This window comes from Bradyrhizobium sp. CB3481 (assembly GCF_029714305.1).
Taxonomy (GTDB): domain Bacteria; phylum Pseudomonadota; class Alphaproteobacteria; order Rhizobiales; family Xanthobacteraceae; genus Bradyrhizobium.
Genome location: NZ_CP121647.1, coordinates 6,438,980 through 6,455,829, shown reverse-complemented (window position 1 = coordinate 6,455,829; position 16,850 = coordinate 6,438,980). Strand labels below are relative to the sequence as shown.

Annotated in this window: 14 protein-coding genes; 4 read left to right on the top strand and 10 right to left on the bottom strand. The window is 62.5% G+C overall.

Features of this window, described 5'->3' with window-relative positions; genetic code table 11:
- The first annotated feature begins 105 nt into the window (after positions 1-105).
- Both QA643_RS31295 and QA643_RS31290 read left to right on the top strand, forming a co-directional pair.
- Entirely contained in the window at positions 106-1,155 is a 1,050-nt protein-coding gene (locus QA643_RS31295; protein ID WP_283029519.1) for a helix-turn-helix transcriptional regulator, read from the top strand.
- Complete coding sequence (locus QA643_RS31290) at positions 1,139-2,083, top strand: hypothetical protein (protein WP_349253244.1); 945 nt, start codon at positions 1,139-1,141, stop codon at positions 2,081-2,083. The genes QA643_RS31295 and QA643_RS31290 overlap by 17 nt, the downstream gene beginning before the upstream one ends.
- 1,368 nt (positions 2,084-3,451) lie before the next feature.
- Here the strand turns inward: QA643_RS31290 and clpS are convergent.
- On the bottom strand, positions 3,452-3,757 hold the full coding sequence (gene clpS, locus QA643_RS31285; protein WP_283029517.1) for an ATP-dependent Clp protease adapter ClpS: 306 nt from the start codon (positions 3,755-3,757) through the stop codon (positions 3,452-3,454).
- A gap of 409 nt (positions 3,758-4,166) precedes the next feature.
- Here clpS and QA643_RS31280 point away from each other — a divergent pair, with 409 nt between their 5' ends.
- Positions 4,167-5,030 (top strand): DUF1194 domain-containing protein, encoded by an 864-nt coding sequence (locus tag QA643_RS31280; protein ID WP_283029516.1) that lies wholly within the window; start codon positions 4,167-4,169, stop codon positions 5,028-5,030.
- Positions 5,031-5,153: 123 nt separating this feature from the next.
- Entirely contained in the window at positions 5,154-6,236 is a 1,083-nt protein-coding gene (locus QA643_RS31275; RefSeq protein WP_283029515.1) for an ISAs1 family transposase, read from the top strand.
- Between the two features lie 35 nt (positions 6,237-6,271).
- On the opposite strand, the gene QA643_RS31270 is transcribed toward QA643_RS31275, so the two are convergent.
- The 9 genes from QA643_RS31270 to QA643_RS31230 form a co-directional block, all read right to left on the bottom strand.
- Positions 6,272-7,519: a methyltransferase gene (locus QA643_RS31270; protein ID WP_283029514.1), complete on the bottom strand. Its 1,248-nt coding sequence runs from the start codon at positions 7,517-7,519 to the stop codon at positions 6,272-6,274.
- Complete coding sequence (locus tag QA643_RS31265) at positions 7,512-8,249, bottom strand: TlyA family RNA methyltransferase (protein ID WP_283029513.1); 738 nt, start codon at positions 8,247-8,249, stop codon at positions 7,512-7,514. The genes QA643_RS31270 and QA643_RS31265 overlap by 8 nt, the downstream gene beginning before the upstream one ends.
- Positions 8,250-8,269: 20 nt before the next feature.
- Complete coding sequence (locus tag QA643_RS31260) at positions 8,270-8,827, bottom strand: nucleoside 2-deoxyribosyltransferase (RefSeq protein WP_283029512.1); 558 nt, start codon at positions 8,825-8,827, stop codon at positions 8,270-8,272.
- A 174-nt stretch (positions 8,828-9,001) separates the two neighbouring features.
- Complete coding sequence (gene dxs / locus QA643_RS31255) at positions 9,002-10,948, bottom strand: 1-deoxy-D-xylulose-5-phosphate synthase (RefSeq protein WP_283029511.1); 1,947 nt, start codon at positions 10,946-10,948, stop codon at positions 9,002-9,004.
- A 326-nt stretch (positions 10,949-11,274) separates the two neighbouring features.
- The gene (locus QA643_RS31250) at positions 11,275-12,573 is read right to left on the bottom strand and encodes a hypothetical protein (protein ID WP_283029510.1); all 1,299 of its coding nucleotides are present in this window, start codon (positions 12,571-12,573) and stop codon (positions 11,275-11,277) included.
- A gap of 185 nt (positions 12,574-12,758) precedes the next feature.
- Positions 12,759-13,010 (bottom strand): exodeoxyribonuclease VII small subunit, encoded by a 252-nt coding sequence (locus QA643_RS31245; RefSeq protein WP_283029509.1) that lies wholly within the window; start codon positions 13,008-13,010, stop codon positions 12,759-12,761.
- A gap of 57 nt (positions 13,011-13,067) precedes the next feature.
- Entirely contained in the window at positions 13,068-13,994 is a 927-nt protein-coding gene (locus QA643_RS31240; RefSeq protein ID WP_283029508.1) for a histone deacetylase family protein, read from the bottom strand.
- A gap of 265 nt (positions 13,995-14,259) precedes the next feature.
- Positions 14,260-15,924, bottom strand: coding sequence for a bifunctional metallophosphatase/5'-nucleotidase (locus tag QA643_RS31235; RefSeq protein WP_283029507.1), 1,665 nt, complete (start codon positions 15,922-15,924; stop codon positions 14,260-14,262).
- 125 nt (positions 15,925-16,049) lie between these two features.
- Positions 16,050-16,814 (bottom strand): crotonase/enoyl-CoA hydratase family protein, encoded by a 765-nt coding sequence (locus tag QA643_RS31230; RefSeq protein WP_283029506.1) that lies wholly within the window; start codon positions 16,812-16,814, stop codon positions 16,050-16,052.
- Between the last annotated feature and the right edge of the window lie 36 nt (positions 16,815-16,850).

Sequence of the window (16,850 nt, the reverse complement as noted above, 5' to 3'; positions counted from 1 at the left end):
TTAGTCGTCGCCGCGCATACCAGTGCAGCACCACAAGCGAGGGCGAGAGCGTTGACGGTCTGTTAGTCTGGAACACTGCGCGGTTCATTTGCAGGCAAGGTAATAATGACCGTTATTCCGCTAACTCGTTGTCAGTTTCTCATGCCTTTCGCCGATCTTCACTCTAACATCGGCGGCCCCACGGCGTCGCTGCTCGCGAAATTTCAGCTGCCAACCTCCTTGGAAGAAAAAGCGCATCTCTTCGTGCCCTTGCTGCCGGCCGTCCAGTTTGCGGTGGCTGCGCAGGACAAGCAGGGCTTGTCGGAACTCGCCTTTCGCGCAGCCCAACTGACGTCATTCGAGCATTTGAGCGAAGTCACGCAGACACGTGTCCGCCACGCACCGACTCTCTTGGTCGCGCTGCAGCACGCGTGCCGGTTGGCATCGCTTGAAGACACGACCCTCCATCTGTGGATGGAGCCGTGCGGAGAGAACATCAATATCTGCAGCAGGCTCATCGGAACGGACGGTATTCCGCGCCTCGAGATATCCCAGTGGCTGCAGAACATGTTCGCCATACACATCGTCCGTCAGTTCGCTGGAGCGAACTGGTCACCGCGTGTCATTGCGTTTGAAGCAAACTATGCACCGGGCATCGAAGTGCAGTCGTTCTGGCCGAATACGCGCTTCCTGTCGCGTCAGAAGGCCTCGTGGATCGAAGTGCCGTTGGAACTCGTAAGCCTCGCTAATCCGACAAATGATATTCTGCAAACGCCGTCCAGGAACGAGCCGCAGCCGATCGGAACGGACATCGTCAGCGTGCTCAAGCTTGCATTGCCCGCCTATCTCGACGAGGGCGGACTCTCGATCATGCAGGCGGCCGAGATGGTTGGGCTCAGCGTCAGAAGTCTGCAGCGAAAACTTTCGCTGGCTGGAATGACCTACGCCGGCCTGATCGAGCGGGCCCGCTTCAACAACGCGATAAGACTTCTGGGCCATACCGAAATCAAGATTATCGATATCGCGTTCTCATCGGGCTACGGCGATCCCGCCCACTTTGCCCGTGCCTTCCGTCGGATCTCCGGCTGCACCCCGCGAGAGTTTCGGGTGAGGTCGAGGAGCGGACAAGTCGAGATCAATCGCACCGTGGCACCATCGAATGATGATCGTCTCTAGAGAGGGTCGCGCCTTGGACGTCTCTCTATGCAGCAGCGCCAAGTCTTCGGCTTTCAGATCGATCTTGAGGGCCGGATCATCGGCGATATTGATCTTCCAGGCTGGAATGGCCTTCAGTGCAAACGACAACGGAGCCACTGTTGAGGCGCCAGTGCCGGCGATCTATCTCGACCTGAGGACGATCTACGCGCAAGCTCCGGCGGGTTCGCTTGCATTCGGCTTCGGACGTCCAACGCCATTTAGTGCGCTGTTGCTGGCGAGATCGAATGGCGCGGCATTTCCGACTAGCCTGCCAGCAGCGAAATCTCTCAACCTGGATGTCCCACTAACGGTCGATGTCACCGACAGCGTCTCCCTATATGCCGGCGTCTCCGGCAATTCCTCGGAGTTCGGTGGCGCCGGGTGGTCGTCCTTTCAAATCACAAGCTGGAACATCGGTTTCCAGGCGGATGTTTATCAGCAGAACGGCGGTCCCCTTCCTACAGTAACGCTGCAATCGACCCTCACACAGTCGATCCCCAATGATTCTCTGGGCACGACCTCTTTCAATAACATCATCGAGTTCGACTACGCTCTCAATTCCGATGAGACCAGAGGTTTCCTCGCCGGATTTCAGTACACAGTCACAGAAGTCGGCAACAAATTCGTCAAGATCAAACCCAATACGATCGCCTATATCGGCGCTTATTATCAATGGCCGGACAATTGGAAATTTACCGGCCGCGCGGGCGTGCAATCATTCGAAGGCGCGCAGCTACTGAACCTCGGGTCGATTCAGCCCTTCACGCAACCGATTGTCCGGTTCGATCTCGATCATATGGACGATAACGACAATCGCTTGTTTGGCGTCACTGCGGAAATCATGTGGACGCCAAAGCCCGCTTATCAGTTGACGGTCAGAACGCCCTTATATGCGGTTCGCAATTAGCGCCGGCATTATCCCAGTCGGACTGAGCAGTTCGACAACCCCGCGCGGCTGCCGCTGAGGCCAATTTCCGCAGTAAGAACGAAAGGAGACATCAAGCATTGCAACTGCCCGTCTGCTGTGGGTCCAAAAGCCGGCGTTGAAGGCCGCGCTGAGCTACGTCCTATCTACCCCACGAGCCGACGGGTCGGCGGCCAATGCGATCTTCGGCTAAGGGGCCAGAGGCGGACGTTGCGGAGATCGCTCATTGCGAGTACCGTTCTTAGCATGCACGTAAACATAGAGAAGACCATTGACCGGCCAACCATCGTTGCTGTTCGTGATGACGGCGTGAGCTTGCGTGTGCGGGCGCCTGACCGAAAGTTCTCGCCGCCCCATGATCTGATCCACTTTGTCGTGGAGAAAGGCATGTGCCTTCAACGGGGTTTCTGGGGATCAATCGCCGCCGGGGCCAAGTTCTCCAGCGTAGAGGTGATCGAAGGGCGACAAAAGCCGAAAGCGAACGAGAGATCGGCACAGATCATCAAGGAAAATGAGCGGTATCTGTCGGAAGCGGAGGCCATAGTTGGCGCATTCCAGAAAGCCCTACATGAAGTACGACCACACGAAGAGGTCCTGTGGCGACTCTTGTGCGCGGGCGGGAGAAGGGTGGAAACTGCCCTTGTGCCTCCGACGTGGACAAAGCTTCTGTCATTCCGCAAGGAGTGGGGAAGAACTAGCTATAGGCCAAGTCGTTCGGCTTGACTGGAATAGCATAGCCGTTCGGTGACGGCCGATAATGGAAGAGCACACGTCGACTCCGGGTCCAAAAGCCGACCTTGGCGGCGGTGGCGCACAAGCTCCGCCAGGCCCCATTAGCGGTCATCAGACACGCTTTTGCTAGATGTCCGATAAGGCCGCGAGCGGATATTCGGAGTGAGTGTCTATTCAGGCCGCAGGCGAGTCGCTGCGTTGAGGAAATAGCTGAGGAGCGCCGTCAGGAAGCAACCCCTAAGTCTGAAGCACGCCGTAGACGACGGCTACCAGTATTACGAAACCGATGATGCGATTGAGTTTGAACACCTGTCTCGCAGATCCTCGTTCTGGCACCATGTTGCCCGAGTCATGGCTGAGGGGCGAAAGCAGCGGTGTGGACTTGCGCGGGCCGACGGCGCGTCGGTCCATCTTGCGTCAGTCAGGCTGTCCACGTCCGAACCAACCCAGCCGCGGCCATGGTGCCATTGTGCCGGTGACTTGCCCGACGGGTCAAATGGTTTCGGAACATCGCGCGCTGCGCCGACCCTTGACGGCTACTTTGCATGGGGTTGTTTTCGATATTTTGTTTGGGCGTTCGGCGAAGCATCACGCCGAGAGCCAGCGCGCTGGAAAAAATCATTCCTCCGGCTCGGTGGTGAACAGCAGCGGATAGCCCTTGGCGCGGCCGGCGTCGGTGGCGCGCGTTGCCTTGGTCTCGGCGACGTCCTTGGTGAAGACGGCGACGACGCAGACGCCGCGGCGGTGCGCTGTGATCATCACCTTGTGTGCCTGGTCCTCGGTCATGCGGAATTCGGCCTTCAGCACCGTGACGACGAATTCGCGCGGCGTGTAGTCGTCATTGAGCAAGACCACCTTGTGCAGGCGCGGCCGCTCGGTCTTGGTTTTGACCTTGGTCTTTGGCGTGACGACGGTATCGGCCATATCAGGTAGAGCCTCGCAGCGAACGAACCGAGGGGCGGCGGTTACCGTCAGCTCCTGCGGCACTCCGCCAGACGCTCCGCCATGCTGTGATCGCCACGGCTGACGGCCGTCTCGATCAGTTTACAGGCTCCGGGCCAGGTCCTCAAACTGGGCGTTTGCCGACCGTTCCAGCTCGATCCATACCGCCGTCTTGCTCGGCCGCGTCGCATCCGTTGCGACCGGCACGCGGATCGTTCAACCGGGAAAATCAAACGCCAGGTCGGCAAATTGGTGGTGCGGAACCTGATGAACAGGTCTGGTTGCGGAATCAGGCCTGATCCTAACCCGAATGTGAAGGACAAATGATTTCAGCGCTTTGCGTCGGCCATTTTGCATGTCACCATCGCTGACATTCGACGGGAGGGCCGCAATGCGCTGGTATGTCTCGATCGGGGTCGTGCTTGTAGCCGGCGTGCTTGCCGGCGACGTGGCGGGGTTTGCCGCGCCGAACCGGGCGGGCCACCAGCCCGGTGCTGACAATCACCAACTGGCCGCCGAAAAGGACGCCAATCCCACCGTCGACGTCGAACTCGTGCTGGCCGTCGACGTCTCCTATTCGATGGACATGGACGAACTCGCGCTGCAGCGGGAAGGCTACGCCCAGGCGATCGTCTCCAAGGAATTTTTGCAGGCGCTGAAGAGCGGCCCAAACGGGCGGATCGCGATCACCTATTTCGAATGGGCCGCCTCCACCGACCAGAAGATCATCATACCGTGGCGCCTGATCGACGGGCCTGAGACGGCGGATGCCGTCGCCAACGAAATCATCAAGACCCCGATCCGCCGGGCCTCGCGCACCTCGATCTCGGGCGCGATCAATTTCGCCATACCGCTGTTCGACGAGAGCCCGCATCGCGGCCTGCGTCGCGTGATCGACATTTCCGGCGACGGCCCCAACAACAACGGCATGCCGGTGACGCTGGCGCGCGATGCCGCGCTGGAAAAAGGCATCGTCATCAACGGCCTGCCGATCATGGTGAAAGAGCCGTCTTACTCCACCATGGATATCGATAATCTCGATTACTACTATGAGGATTGCGTCATCGGCGGCCCCGGTGCGTTCGTGGTGACGATCAAGGACCGGGAGAAGTTCAAGGAAGCGATCCGCACCAAGCTGCTCTTGGAAATCGCCGGTCGCACCCCCGAACACCACGTCGTGCCCGTTGCCGGCAAGGAGCCGCGCGTCAATTGCATGATCGGCGAGAAGATCTGGCAGGACAGGTGGGGGAGGTAGATTTTTCTTACCCTTATCCTCCCCTGGAGGGGTAGGGGGAATCGCATGTGGCCTTAAAGGGGTGTTGCATAGCGGTGGGAATTGGATTCTTCGGGTGTCCGCCGATTCCCGAAGGAGACCAAAATGCGCAATCTCAGGCGCATGTTTCGACCGCTCAAGGATCCGCGTGCCAGCAACGCCCAGCACAGCCTAGTGGATATCCTCGTCATCGCCTTGGCGGCCACGCTGGCCGGCGCCAAGACCTGCACCGAGTTCGAGTTCTTCGGCAAAGGCCGAGAGGAGCTGTTGCGGCGGTTTCTGGAACTCAGACACGGCATCCCCAGCCACGATACGTTCAGCAACGTCTTGCGTGCGCTGGACCCGAAGGGGCTGGAAGCGGTTTTGCGCAAGTTCAGCAAGAGCTTCGGCGTCAAGGGGGTGGTCAGCATCGACGGCAAGGCGCTGCGCGGCGCCTTCACACGCGGCCGGCGGGCCACGCCGCTGCATATGGTCAATGTCTGGGCGGCGGGCACGCGCATGGCGCTGGCTCAAAGGAAGGCCCCCAATCGCAACGAGATCGCCGGCGCTCTCGAAGTCCTGGGCCTACTCAATCTGGACGGTGCGCTTGTCACCGCCGACGCCTTGCATTGCCGGCCCGACATGGCGCAAGTCATCCGCGACCGGAAGGGCCACTATGTGTTGGCCATCAAGAGCAATCGCGGCAAGCTCTTCAAGGCCGTCAAAGCCCTGCTCGACACCGCCCGAAAGCCAGCGCGGGCGAGCCAGCGAAAGACCTCCGCTCACGACCGCGTCGAGCGCCGGCAGGCCATCGTCGTGCCGGCACCACAGTTGGCAAAGCAATACGGCTTCCTCGCTATCGCTGCCGTCGGCCGCATCGACAGTTGGCGCGCCAACGCTGGCAAGGCGGCCAAGCACAAGGTGCGATACTTCCTGGCTTCGCGCCTGCTGTCGCCCAAGAAGCTGCTCGAGGTCGTGCGTGCCCACTGGGGCATCGAGAACAACCTGCACTGGGTCCTCGATACGATGTTCGACGAAGATGCCTGCCGCAGCCGCAAGGATCACGCGCCGGAAAATCTCGCCGCCATCCGCAAGCTCGCCATCAACACCCTGCAAGCCACACCAGGACCTGCTCGCATCAGCCACAAAATGCTTCAGGCCAGATGGAACAATGACTTCCTTCTCTCCGCCCTCGCCCATATGCGATAACCCTACCCGCAAGGGGAGGGTGAAGACCCGTGCGCTTACCTCCTGAACCGCGCTACCAATTCCACATGCGGCGTGTGGCGGAACTGATCGACCGGCGTGATGCCATCGATCTTGTAGCCCCCTTCAATCAAAGTCTTCGCATCGCGGGCGAAGGTGGTGACGTTGCAGGATACCGCGACCACCGTCGGCACCTTGCTGGCGGCGAGCTGCGTCGTCTGCGCCTGCGCGCCCTGCCGCGGCGGATCGAACACGACGGTGTCGTAGTCGCGTAGCTCCTGCGGCATCAGCGGGCGGCGGAACAGGTCGCGCGCCTCGGCCTTGACCGGTTTCAGTCCGGGCGTGGACGTCGCGGCCTTCTGCAACGCCGCCACCGCGCCGGCATCGCTGTCGAAGGCCGCAACCTTTGCCTTTGCCGCGAGCCGCAGCGCAAACGGGCCGACGCCGCAAAAGAGATCAGCGATAGTCTTGCTACGCTTGCAATGTTCGAAGACCTGCGCCGCCAGCGCTTCCTCGCCTGCGATAGTCGCCTGCAGGAACGAGCCGGGCGGCAGCACGACGTTTGCGGTGCCGATGCTGATCGTCGGCGGCGTTCGCATCAGGACCAGTTCGCCGTGGCGCGTCAGCCGCGCCAGTCTGTGCTGCTCGGCGATTCGCGACAGCCGCGTGATCATCGCGGTCGATAATGGCCCGGAGCCGCGCACGTCGATGTCGAGCCCGCTATTGGTCGCCGTGATCTGGATGTCGAGCGGCTTGCCCATCGCGATCAGTGGCTCGGCGACGGCCCAGGCCGCCTCGATCGCGCCGCCGAGTTGCGGATCGAGGATCGGACAGCGGTCGATCGGAATGATGTCGTGCGAGCCGGCCGCGGCATAGCCGACCTTGAGCACGTCATGCGTTCCCATCCGCCCATGCAGGGTGATGCGGCGCCGGCCCGCGCCATGCGCGTCGACCAGCGGGGCCACTTCGCACGCGATCCCGGCTTGTGCCAGCGTCGTCACCACCAGCCCGCGCTTCCAGGCACGGTAGGGCTCGGCGTCCCAGTGCTGGATCGCGCAGCCGCCGCAGACGCCGAAATGCGGGCAGAACGGCGCGATCCGCGCTTCGCTCGCGACCTCGACCTTGAGCAGCCGCCGCCGGTCGGGATGGTGCCCGGGCACCGGGCCGGCCTCGATCGTTTCACCGCCGAGCGCATACGGCACATAGATATTGCCGCCGCGGGCGAGGGCGACGCCATCGCCATGATGGCCGACATGGTCGATGACGAGGCGCTCGCTATCAGCCACGGCGGGCGCCCATGAAGAATTCGATATTGCCGTCGCCGCCGGTGATGGATGATGGAAACACCTCGATACCGGTGCAGCCGAGGGACGTGGCGAATGCCGAGATGTCGTCGCAGATCTCCTGATGCACCATCGCGTTGCGAATGATGCCGTGCTTGGAATGTTTTCGATCCGCCTCGAACTGCGGCTTGATCAGCGCGAGCAAGTGCATCGGTGCCGCCGCCAGCGAGAGCGCCGCCGGCAGCACCGCTTTCAGCGAGATGAAGCTGACGTCGATGACGACGATATCGGGCCGCGCCGGCAGCCGCGTGCCCTCCAGCTTGCGAATATCGGTCTCCTCCACCGACACGACGCGCGAATGGTCGCGCAGCGAGGGATGCAACTGGCTGCGGCCGACGTCGATGGCGAAGACGAGGCTGGCGCCGTTGGCCAGCAGCACCTCGGTGAAGCCGCCGGTGGAAGCGCCGACGTCGAGGCAGACATGGCCCTCGATATCGATCGGATACTGCTCCAGCGCGCCGGCAAGCTTGACGCCGCCGCGCGAGACGTAGGGGTGCGCCGGATGCGCCGACAATTTTGCGTTGGCGGATATCAGCTCCGACGCCTTCTTTACCGGCTTGCCGTCGGCCGTTACGCCGCCGGCGTCGATCGCGGCGCGGGCGCGGGCACGGCTTTCGAACAGGCCGCGCTCGACCAGGAGCACGTCCACGCGCTTGCGGGCTGAAGTCTCCATGTCGTTTCTGTCAGCCAATGTCAGTCCGATGTGCGGCGATCGGCCGCGAGCGCGACACAGGCCTCGAACGAGGCGAGATCGTGCCAGATATCCTGGAGCCGCTGCCGCGGCGTCACCAGTTTAGCACCATGGAGGTCGAGCGTGTGGATCATCATCAGATTATCCGGCAGGCCGAAATCCTCGACCGTCAGTCCGTCATCGTCGATCAGATGGCCCGCGGCGCCTTTCGTCACCGCAAAGGATCGCGCGACCCGATCGGCATAGAGGGCGGGATCGTTGCTGTAGGCGAAACAGAGCTTGCCGCGGCCGGCCATGTAGCCGAGTTCATAAACGGTGCCTGCGTCGGCACTGGGGCCGCGAAACGGCGTCAGATTGGCGATGATTGCATCCGCCGCCTCCATCATCGCCTCATTGCCCTTGAAGATGGCGAGCGAGGCATCGGCGGCGGCGAGGTCGATGGCGTTGTCGAGCGGATAGAGCCCGGTAAGGCCATATCGGGCGCAGATCGCGGCCTTGCGGCGTCCGATCTCGATGGCGTCCGGCAGGAACACATCGGGACCTGCCAGATAGATCTTCATGGGATTACCAGCGAAAAGTGCTCCCTCTCCCGCTTGCAGGGGAGGGCTGGGGTGGGGGCGCATCCGCGATTGACACTGTTCGAGTGGAGATATCCCCCACCCGGATCGCATCTTCGATGCGATCCGACCTCCCCGCAAGCGGGAGAGGTGAACCGTGTCCGCGGATCGACCTAACTAAGCGAGCTTGACCGACTCGGTCTTGTAGTCCTTGCCGAGCGCATCGAACACCTTGGCGACAATGCCCTTGGCGTCGAGGCCGGCGCGGGCATACATCGCGTTCGGCGAATCGTGGTCGAGGAACTCGTCGGGAAGAATCATCGAGCGCATCCGCAAGCCGCCATCGAGCATGCCGTGGTCGGACAGCGTCTGCATGACGTGCGAGCCGAAGCCGCCGATCGCGCCTTCCTCGATGGTGAGCAGGACCTCATGGTCGCGCGCCAGCTTGAGCAGCAGATCGACGTCGAGCGGCTTCATGAAGCGGGCATCCGCGATGGTGGTGGAGAGGCCATGGGCGGCCAGTTCATCCGCGGCTTTCTCGCATTCGGCCAAGCGGGTGCCGAAGGAGAACAGGGCGACCTTGTTGCCCTGGCGGACGATGCGGCCCTTGCCGATCTCGAGGGGAATGCCGACCTCGGGCATCTCGACGCCGCGGCCTTCGCCGCGCGGATAGCGCACCGCGCTCGGCCGGTCATTGATCGCAACCTGCGTCGCGACCATGTGGACCAGCTCGGCCTCGTCGGAAGCCGCCATGATGACGAAGTTCGGCAGACAGCCGAGATAGGCGTTGTCGAACGAGCCGGCATGAGTCGCGCCGTCGGCGCCGACCAGGCCGGCGCGGTCGATCGCGAAGCGGACCGGCAGGCTCTGGATCGCGACGTCATGGACCACCTGGTCATAGCCGCGTTGCAGGAAGGTCGAATAGATCGCGCAGAACGGCTTGTAGCCTTCAGTGGCGAGGCCGGCGGCGAACGTCACCGCATGCTGCTCGGCGATGCCGACGTCGAAGGTGCGGTTGGGGAACGACTTGTTGAAGATGTCGACGCCGGTGCCGGACGGCATCGCCGCGGTGATGGCGACGATCTTGTCGTCCTTCTCGGCTTCCTTGACGAGGCTCTGGCCGAACACGTTCTGGTAGGCGGGCGCGTTGGGCTTGGCCTTGGCCTGGGCACCGGTGGCGACGTCGAACTTGACGACCGCATGGTACTTGTCGGCGGAGGCTTCCGCCGGGCCGTAGCCCTTGCCCTTCTGCGTCACGACATGGACCAGGATCGGGCCGGTTTCCATGTCGCGGACGTTCTTGAGCACCGGAAGCAGATGGTCGAGGTTATGGCCGTCGATCGGGCCGACATAATAAAAGCCGAGTTCCTCGAACAGCGTGCCGCCGTCCATCATGAAGCCGCGGGAGTATTCCTCGACGCGGTTGGCGCGGTTGGCGAGAATCTTCGGCAGGCGCTTGTTGATCTGCTTGGCCGCGTCGCGCAGCGTGCGGTAGGTCTTGCCGGAGTAGAGGCGGGAGAGATAGGCGCTCATCGCGCCGACCGGCGGCGCAATCGACATGTCGTTGTCGTTGAGGATGACGATCAGCCGCGAATTCATCGCGCCTGCGTTGTTCATGGCTTCATAGGCCATGCCGGCCGACATCGCGCCGTCGCCGATCACGGCGATCACATTGTTCTTGCCGCCGGAGAGGTCGCGCGCCACGGCCATGCCGAGGCCGGCGGAGATCGAGGTCGAGGAGTGCGCGGCGCCGAACGGGTCGTAATCGCTCTCGGTGCGCTTGGTGAAGCCGGAGAGGCCGCCGCCGGTGCGCAGCGTGCGGATGCGGTCGCGGCGGCCGGTCAGGATCTTGTGCGGATAGGCCTGGTGGCCGACGTCCCAGATCAGGCGGTCGCGGGGCGTATCGAAGATGTAGTGGATCGCGGTGGTCAGTTCGACGACGCCGAGGCCGGCGCCGAAGTGGCCGCCGGTCACCGACACGGCGTCGATGGTTTCCTGGCGGAGTTCGTCGGCGACCTGCCGCACCTGCTCGATTTTGAGCTTGCGAAGGTCGTCGGGCGTGCGAATGGTGTCGAGAAGCGGCGTTTTACTATATGTGGTCACAGCGATATTCCAATTTTGCATGTCGGATGAAGGCCCGACGCGAGATGGGAAGCGCGTTAACCGCGCCGCGAAAATCCGGACCCGTCTGCCACCCCGGCAGGCTGGTACCTGATTTGAAAGCTTAGATGCACTCCAGTTTGAACCCTGTGATATGCATCACGTTAGTAGCTTCTAACCCTTCCCGGTTCATTTCTTCAGCTATTTGAAGTGCTTGCCGCCGTACAACGCCGGCCGAAAGCTGCTCTCCCCAGCCCATTGAACCCCCAGCTTTACACCAAAGCCGCCGCCAAAGCCAACCCGGAGCGGGGATTCGGTTCCAGGACGCGAGCTTAAAAAGGCCAGGGTTTTCAACCGCTGCGGCGCGCAGATGGTTCCAGTTTGCTCAAATCGTCGACACTTGGGGCGGCCATTGTGGCGGCCTCGATTCGCTTCCATGCCCGCTCGCGCGCGACAGAATCGCCGGCGGCAACCTCAAGGGCGGCGTCGGGGACCGCCATGCGCGCGGTGAGCGGGACCGGACCGCAGACGATCATGAAGAAGTCGTAGGCGTTGGGCAGTTCGTTGGCCATCACGAACTGGAAATGCACGCGGAAGAACTGCCAGCGAAACTTGTCGTAGTGCTCGGCGCGGATGATGTCGCGGAAGCGGACCGGCACGATCTTGGGATTGCGCCTTGCGGCGCCGACGTCGATGCCGTGGCTCGCAATTGGATCGAACTGGTAGAAGTTCATGACGTCCTTGCGGGCCTGGCAGTCGATCCAGTCGATCGACGGCTCGATGGCAAGCTGCCGCAGATGGTCACGGAACTGTTTCGACACGGCGTGATAGCCGACGATCGGGAAATTGCCGCCGATGGTGAGCAGCACGATCCGCGGGCCGTGACGGCCGAGCGCCGGATCGAGCTTGAGCGCGCGCGCCAGCATTTCCGTCGACAGGAACGATCCGGAACTGTGCCCGACGATAACGATCTCGTCGGCATCGCTGCTTTCGGCTGTCTTGACGAGGTGCTGCGCAAAGCGGTCGATACGCTGATCCCATTCCGGCCGCTGGCGGTGCGAGAATTCCCAGGTCCAGATGGTGTCGCACAAGAGATAGAGCACGTAGGTGGCGTTCTCGGTGTATTTCAGCACGACGCCGAGCAGGGCGACGAACAGCACGGTCGCGATGGCGATGCTGAAAACGTTGGGAATGCCGAGCGCGTTCAGCCCTTTCTCGAACACAAAAGCGATGGCGCCGGCGCAGGCGGCTTCCAGCAGCAGCATGAGATGGGGGTAGGTGATGAAGGTCGCGAACCGCCAGTTCGCCTTGCCGAAACGGGCGATGGTGCCGGCGAAGACAAGGCGCCAGTAGATCCACACCGCGCTGATTACGGTGCGCCAGATCGGCGACGCCAGGTCCTGCTGGATGAAATCCTCGAACCGGAGGAAATCATAGGAGGTACGGCTCTGCCAGTCCTCGGCCTTGGTATCGATGGTCCAGGACGCGATCTCGTCGTCAGAAGCGACCTTGGGCCGGCTGATGGTGGCCTGGAGCTGATAAAGCCGGCCGAACTTGCGCAGCTCGGTCCGGAACATGCGGTAATATTGCGCCAGCCCGCGCGGATCGTAGCCCTGAATATAGATGATATGGCGGTGCTGGACGCGCACGTACTGTCCCCGGATGATGGGTGACTATAACAGGCCGGACGGGGGGCCAAGAACTAAATAGGGAACTAAAGATGGGACCGAATCGGCTGGCTATTTGGAGTTTTGGCCGAAGGCAGTGCCGATTCGCCCCACCTTGCCTCACTTGTGCCGGCCTAGCCTCGCGAAGGACGAGCTTTGGCCGGAAATTACTGCACGTCGAGCGGCTCGGTCCCCGTCGCTTGGCCGCTCGCATCGGTGGTGATCTTGTCGACGCGGGCCTCGGCCTGCCGCAACAGTTCTTCGCAGCGCCGCTTCAGCGCCTCGCCGCGCTCATAGATCGCAACCGATTCCTCAAGCGGCACCTTGCCGCCCTCGAGCCGGGTCACAATGGATTCAAGCTCCTCCATCGCGCGTTCGAAGGAGAGCTTCTTGACGTCCGCCTGGGTATTTTCGGCCATATCGGGTTCCCGGATGCGCCCCCGGTCGAGAGCAAAAGCTTGCGTCAGGGCGAGAACTTATGCGCCCATCAACGCGGTGACATGGGCTGCAACCGATTCTTTCAGCCCCTGCAGGTCGTAGCCGCCCTCCAACACGGAGACAACCCGTCCCCCCGAGCTGGTCTCGGCCACATCCATAACCTTGCGCGTGACCCAGCCGAAATCATCCGCCTTCAGGTTGAGCGAGGCGAGCGGGTCGCGGTAATGCGCGTCGAAGCCGGCAGAGATGATGAGGAGTTCCGGCGAGAATTTCTGCAATTGCGGCAGGATCAGATTTTCAAACGCCGAGCGGAACTTGGCGCTGCCGTCCTCGGAGGCCAGCGGCGCATTGACGATGGTGTCGTGCTCGCCACGTTCGCCGCTGGCGCCGGTGCCCGGAAACAGCGGCATCTGGTGCGTCGAGCAGTACATCACGGTCGGATCATGCCAGAAGATATCCTGCGTGCCGTTGCCGTGATGGACGTCGAAATCGACGATTGCGACCCGGCCAATGCCGTATTTGCGCTGCGCGTGACGGGCGGCAATCGCGACATTGTCGAAGAAACAGAAGCCCATCGGCTTCGAGACCTCTGCATGATGACCGGGCGGACGCACCGCGACGAAGGCATTTGGGTGGGTGCCAGACATCACCGCGTCGGTCGCCGCCACCGCGCCGCCGACGCCTCGCATCACCGCTTCCCAGGTGCCGGGCGACATCGAGGTGTCGCCGTCGATATAGATCATCCCGCTCTGCGGCGCGATGTGACGGAGTTCGCCGACATAATGCTCGCCATGGCACAGCGTGACGGAATCAAGGCTGCCTTCCGGAGCTTCGCCGCGCACCAGCGGCTTGAAACGCTCCTCCCCAAGTACCTCGGCCACCGCGCGCAGCCGGTCGGGACGCTCGGGGTGCCCCGGCGGCGTGACATGGTCGAGACAGGCGGTATGGGTCAGCAGCAGCGTCATGCGAAATCCTGGCGTAAAGGTGCGCGCCGGCAAGAAGCGGCTAATCTAGGCGGTTAGGGGCCGCTCGGAAAGGCCCACGGCATCGCTCACGACTATGAGGCTTTTCTTGCAGTTTTCGTGTCCCGGACGCGGTGCAGCGTCTCTTGACGATGCACCGCAGAGCCGGGATCCACAATGGCAACGCGTGGACACCGGATCAGCCGCGCATCACGCCGCGAAGGGCGGCGCGCTGCGCAGCATCCGGGGAACGCACCGGTGCGCGACGCTAATTTGTCCTGACAATGCGATCAGCAGCGGTGGGTCCCACCGGGCTGTTGGCCTGGAAATAGGCGTGCAGTGCGTCGGTATCGTAGACGCCGATCAGCGGCGCGGTTCCCTGTGTGAGCACGGTGAAGCCATCGCCGCCGACGGATAGGAAATTGTTGACGGTGACGCGATAGCTCGCGGCGGGATCGATCGGCTGCCCGTTCAGCGACATCCGCTCCGCGAGTACGCGTTCGCCGTCAGGTCGGCCATTGTCCCACGCATAGGAAAAACCCCTCGATACCTGCAATATCCGCGGCCGCTTCGGATCGAGCCATTGCTGCTCCAGCATGTCCTTGATCTGCCTGCCCGTCAGCGTCAGCGTCACCAGCTGATTGCGGAACGGCTGGCTGGCGAACAGATCGGCATAGGTTACGGCGCCGTCCTCCTTGCGCGTGATGTCGGTGCGCACGCCGCCGGGATTGGTGAAGGCGATGACCGCGCCGCCTTTGTCCGCAGCGCTGGTCGCAGCGAGCTGTGCGTCGGCGATGATGTCGCCGAGCGGGCTTTCGCCGGCGGCGTTCGGCACGCGCGATAGCGTTGCGCTCACCGATCCCGCCGGGCGGTTGGCGATCGGCGCGGCAAGCTTGTCATAGGCCTCCAGCAGCGCGGTCTGCTCGGGGTCCTTTGCCAGCGTGGCCGTGCGCACGATGTTGTTATCGGCCTTGGCGCTGATGATGTCGCGCGTGACAGGATCGAGCTTAAGGTCGATGGCGGTGACCAGCGTGCCGTATTTGTCGCCTGAGGTGACGAGCCGGCCGTCGATTTCGCAGACATAGGCGCGGTGGGTGTGGCCGGAGACGACGACGTCCACCGCCTTGTCAAACTTCTTCACGATGTCGACGATCGGCCCGGAGATGCCGGGGCAGTCGTTGTAATCGCCGGTCGGTAGTCCGCCTTCGTGGATTAGCACGACGATGGCCTCGACACCGCGGGCCTTCAATTCGGGGATTAGCGCGTTGACCGTCTCGGCCTCGTCGCGGAATTCGAGGCCGGCAATGCCGACCGGAGAGACAAGGTTCGGCGTCCCCTTCAGCGTCAGGCCGATGAAGGCAACCGGGATGCCGTCGAACGCCCTGATGTCGTAGGCGGGAAACACCGTCTTGCCGGTCGCCTTCTCGAACGTGCTGGCGGCGAGGTAGCGGTATTTCGCGCCGGTGAACGGATGCGGTCCCTGGCACTTGTCGACCGGATGGCAGCCGCCATTCTGCATCCGTAGCAGCTCGTCCTTGCCCTCATCGAATTCGTGGTTGCCGACAGAGGAAATATTCAAGCCCATCATCGACAACGCCTCGACCGTCGGCTCGTCATGGAACATCGCCGACAGGAACGGGCTGGCGCCGATCAGGTCGCCGGCCGCGACGAAGATCGTGTTCCTGTGCCCGTCGCGAAGCTCGCGCAGCAGCGTCGCCATATGCTCGGCGCCGCCGGCGGGCACCGTGATCTTCTTGGTCTTGTCCTCGGGATCTGTGATCGTGATCCCGCCCGGGAACGGGCGGAGGTAGCCGTGAAAATCGTTGATCGCGAGCATACGCACGTCCACCGGCGCGGGTGGTTGTGCGCGGGAAGGCGCGGCAAGCGCGAGTGTGATCGCGAATGCGAGGAGGAGACGGAATGGACGTTTCATGACGTTGATGTTTCCACGTCATTGCGAGGAGCGCAGCGACGAAGCAATCCAGTTTTTCTTGATGCGGCGCGACGGATTGCTTCGCTGCGCTCGCAATGACGGTGGGGACGAACGCGTCCTGCCCGCTACCCCTTCTTCCGCTCGAAGAATGCCTTGAACGCCGTCACCGCTTCCTTGGAGCGCAACCGTTCGCCGAACAGATGGCCTTCCTGGTCGATCCGGCGGGTCATGTCCTCCGGCGGCAGCCTTAGCAGCTTGCGCGTGATCGCGACAGCTTCCGCGGGCAGGTGGCAGATTTCGCGCGCGACCTTGCGCGCCTCGGCCTCGGTATGGCCGGGGGCGACCACGACGTTGACGAAGCCGGCCTCGCGCGCCTCGTCGGCGGAAAATTTGCGGCCCATCACCAGCATGGCGAAAGCGCGCTGGTGACCCATGGTGCGCGGCATCAGCAGGCTGGAGGCGCCTTCCGGCACCAGCCCGAGATTGATGAACGGCGTGGAAAACGTCGCCGTCGTGCTGGCCAGCACATAGTCGCAATGAAACAGCATGGTGGTGCCGATGCCGATCGCGACACCGTCGACGGCGGCGATGATCGGCTTGACGTTGTGCGCCAGCGAATAAAGGAGCTTCACCGCGTTGGAGGCGCCGCGTGGCGTGTCGGCATCCGAAGTGCTCTCCTTGAGAAAATCCTCCAGATCGTTGCCGGCAGTGAACACGCCGGAGCCGCCTGTTACGATGATGCAGCGGATATCGGGATTGTTCTGCGCCGTGTCGATCGCATCGCTCATTCCGCGATACATGTCCTGGGTGAATGCATTCTTCTTCTCGGGCCGCCGCAGCTTGATCACGCGCGTCGCGTCTTCGTCTGAAACAATGAGGTGCCCGGTCATGAACTTGTCCCTGGAACGCCGGCGGCAACGCTGCCG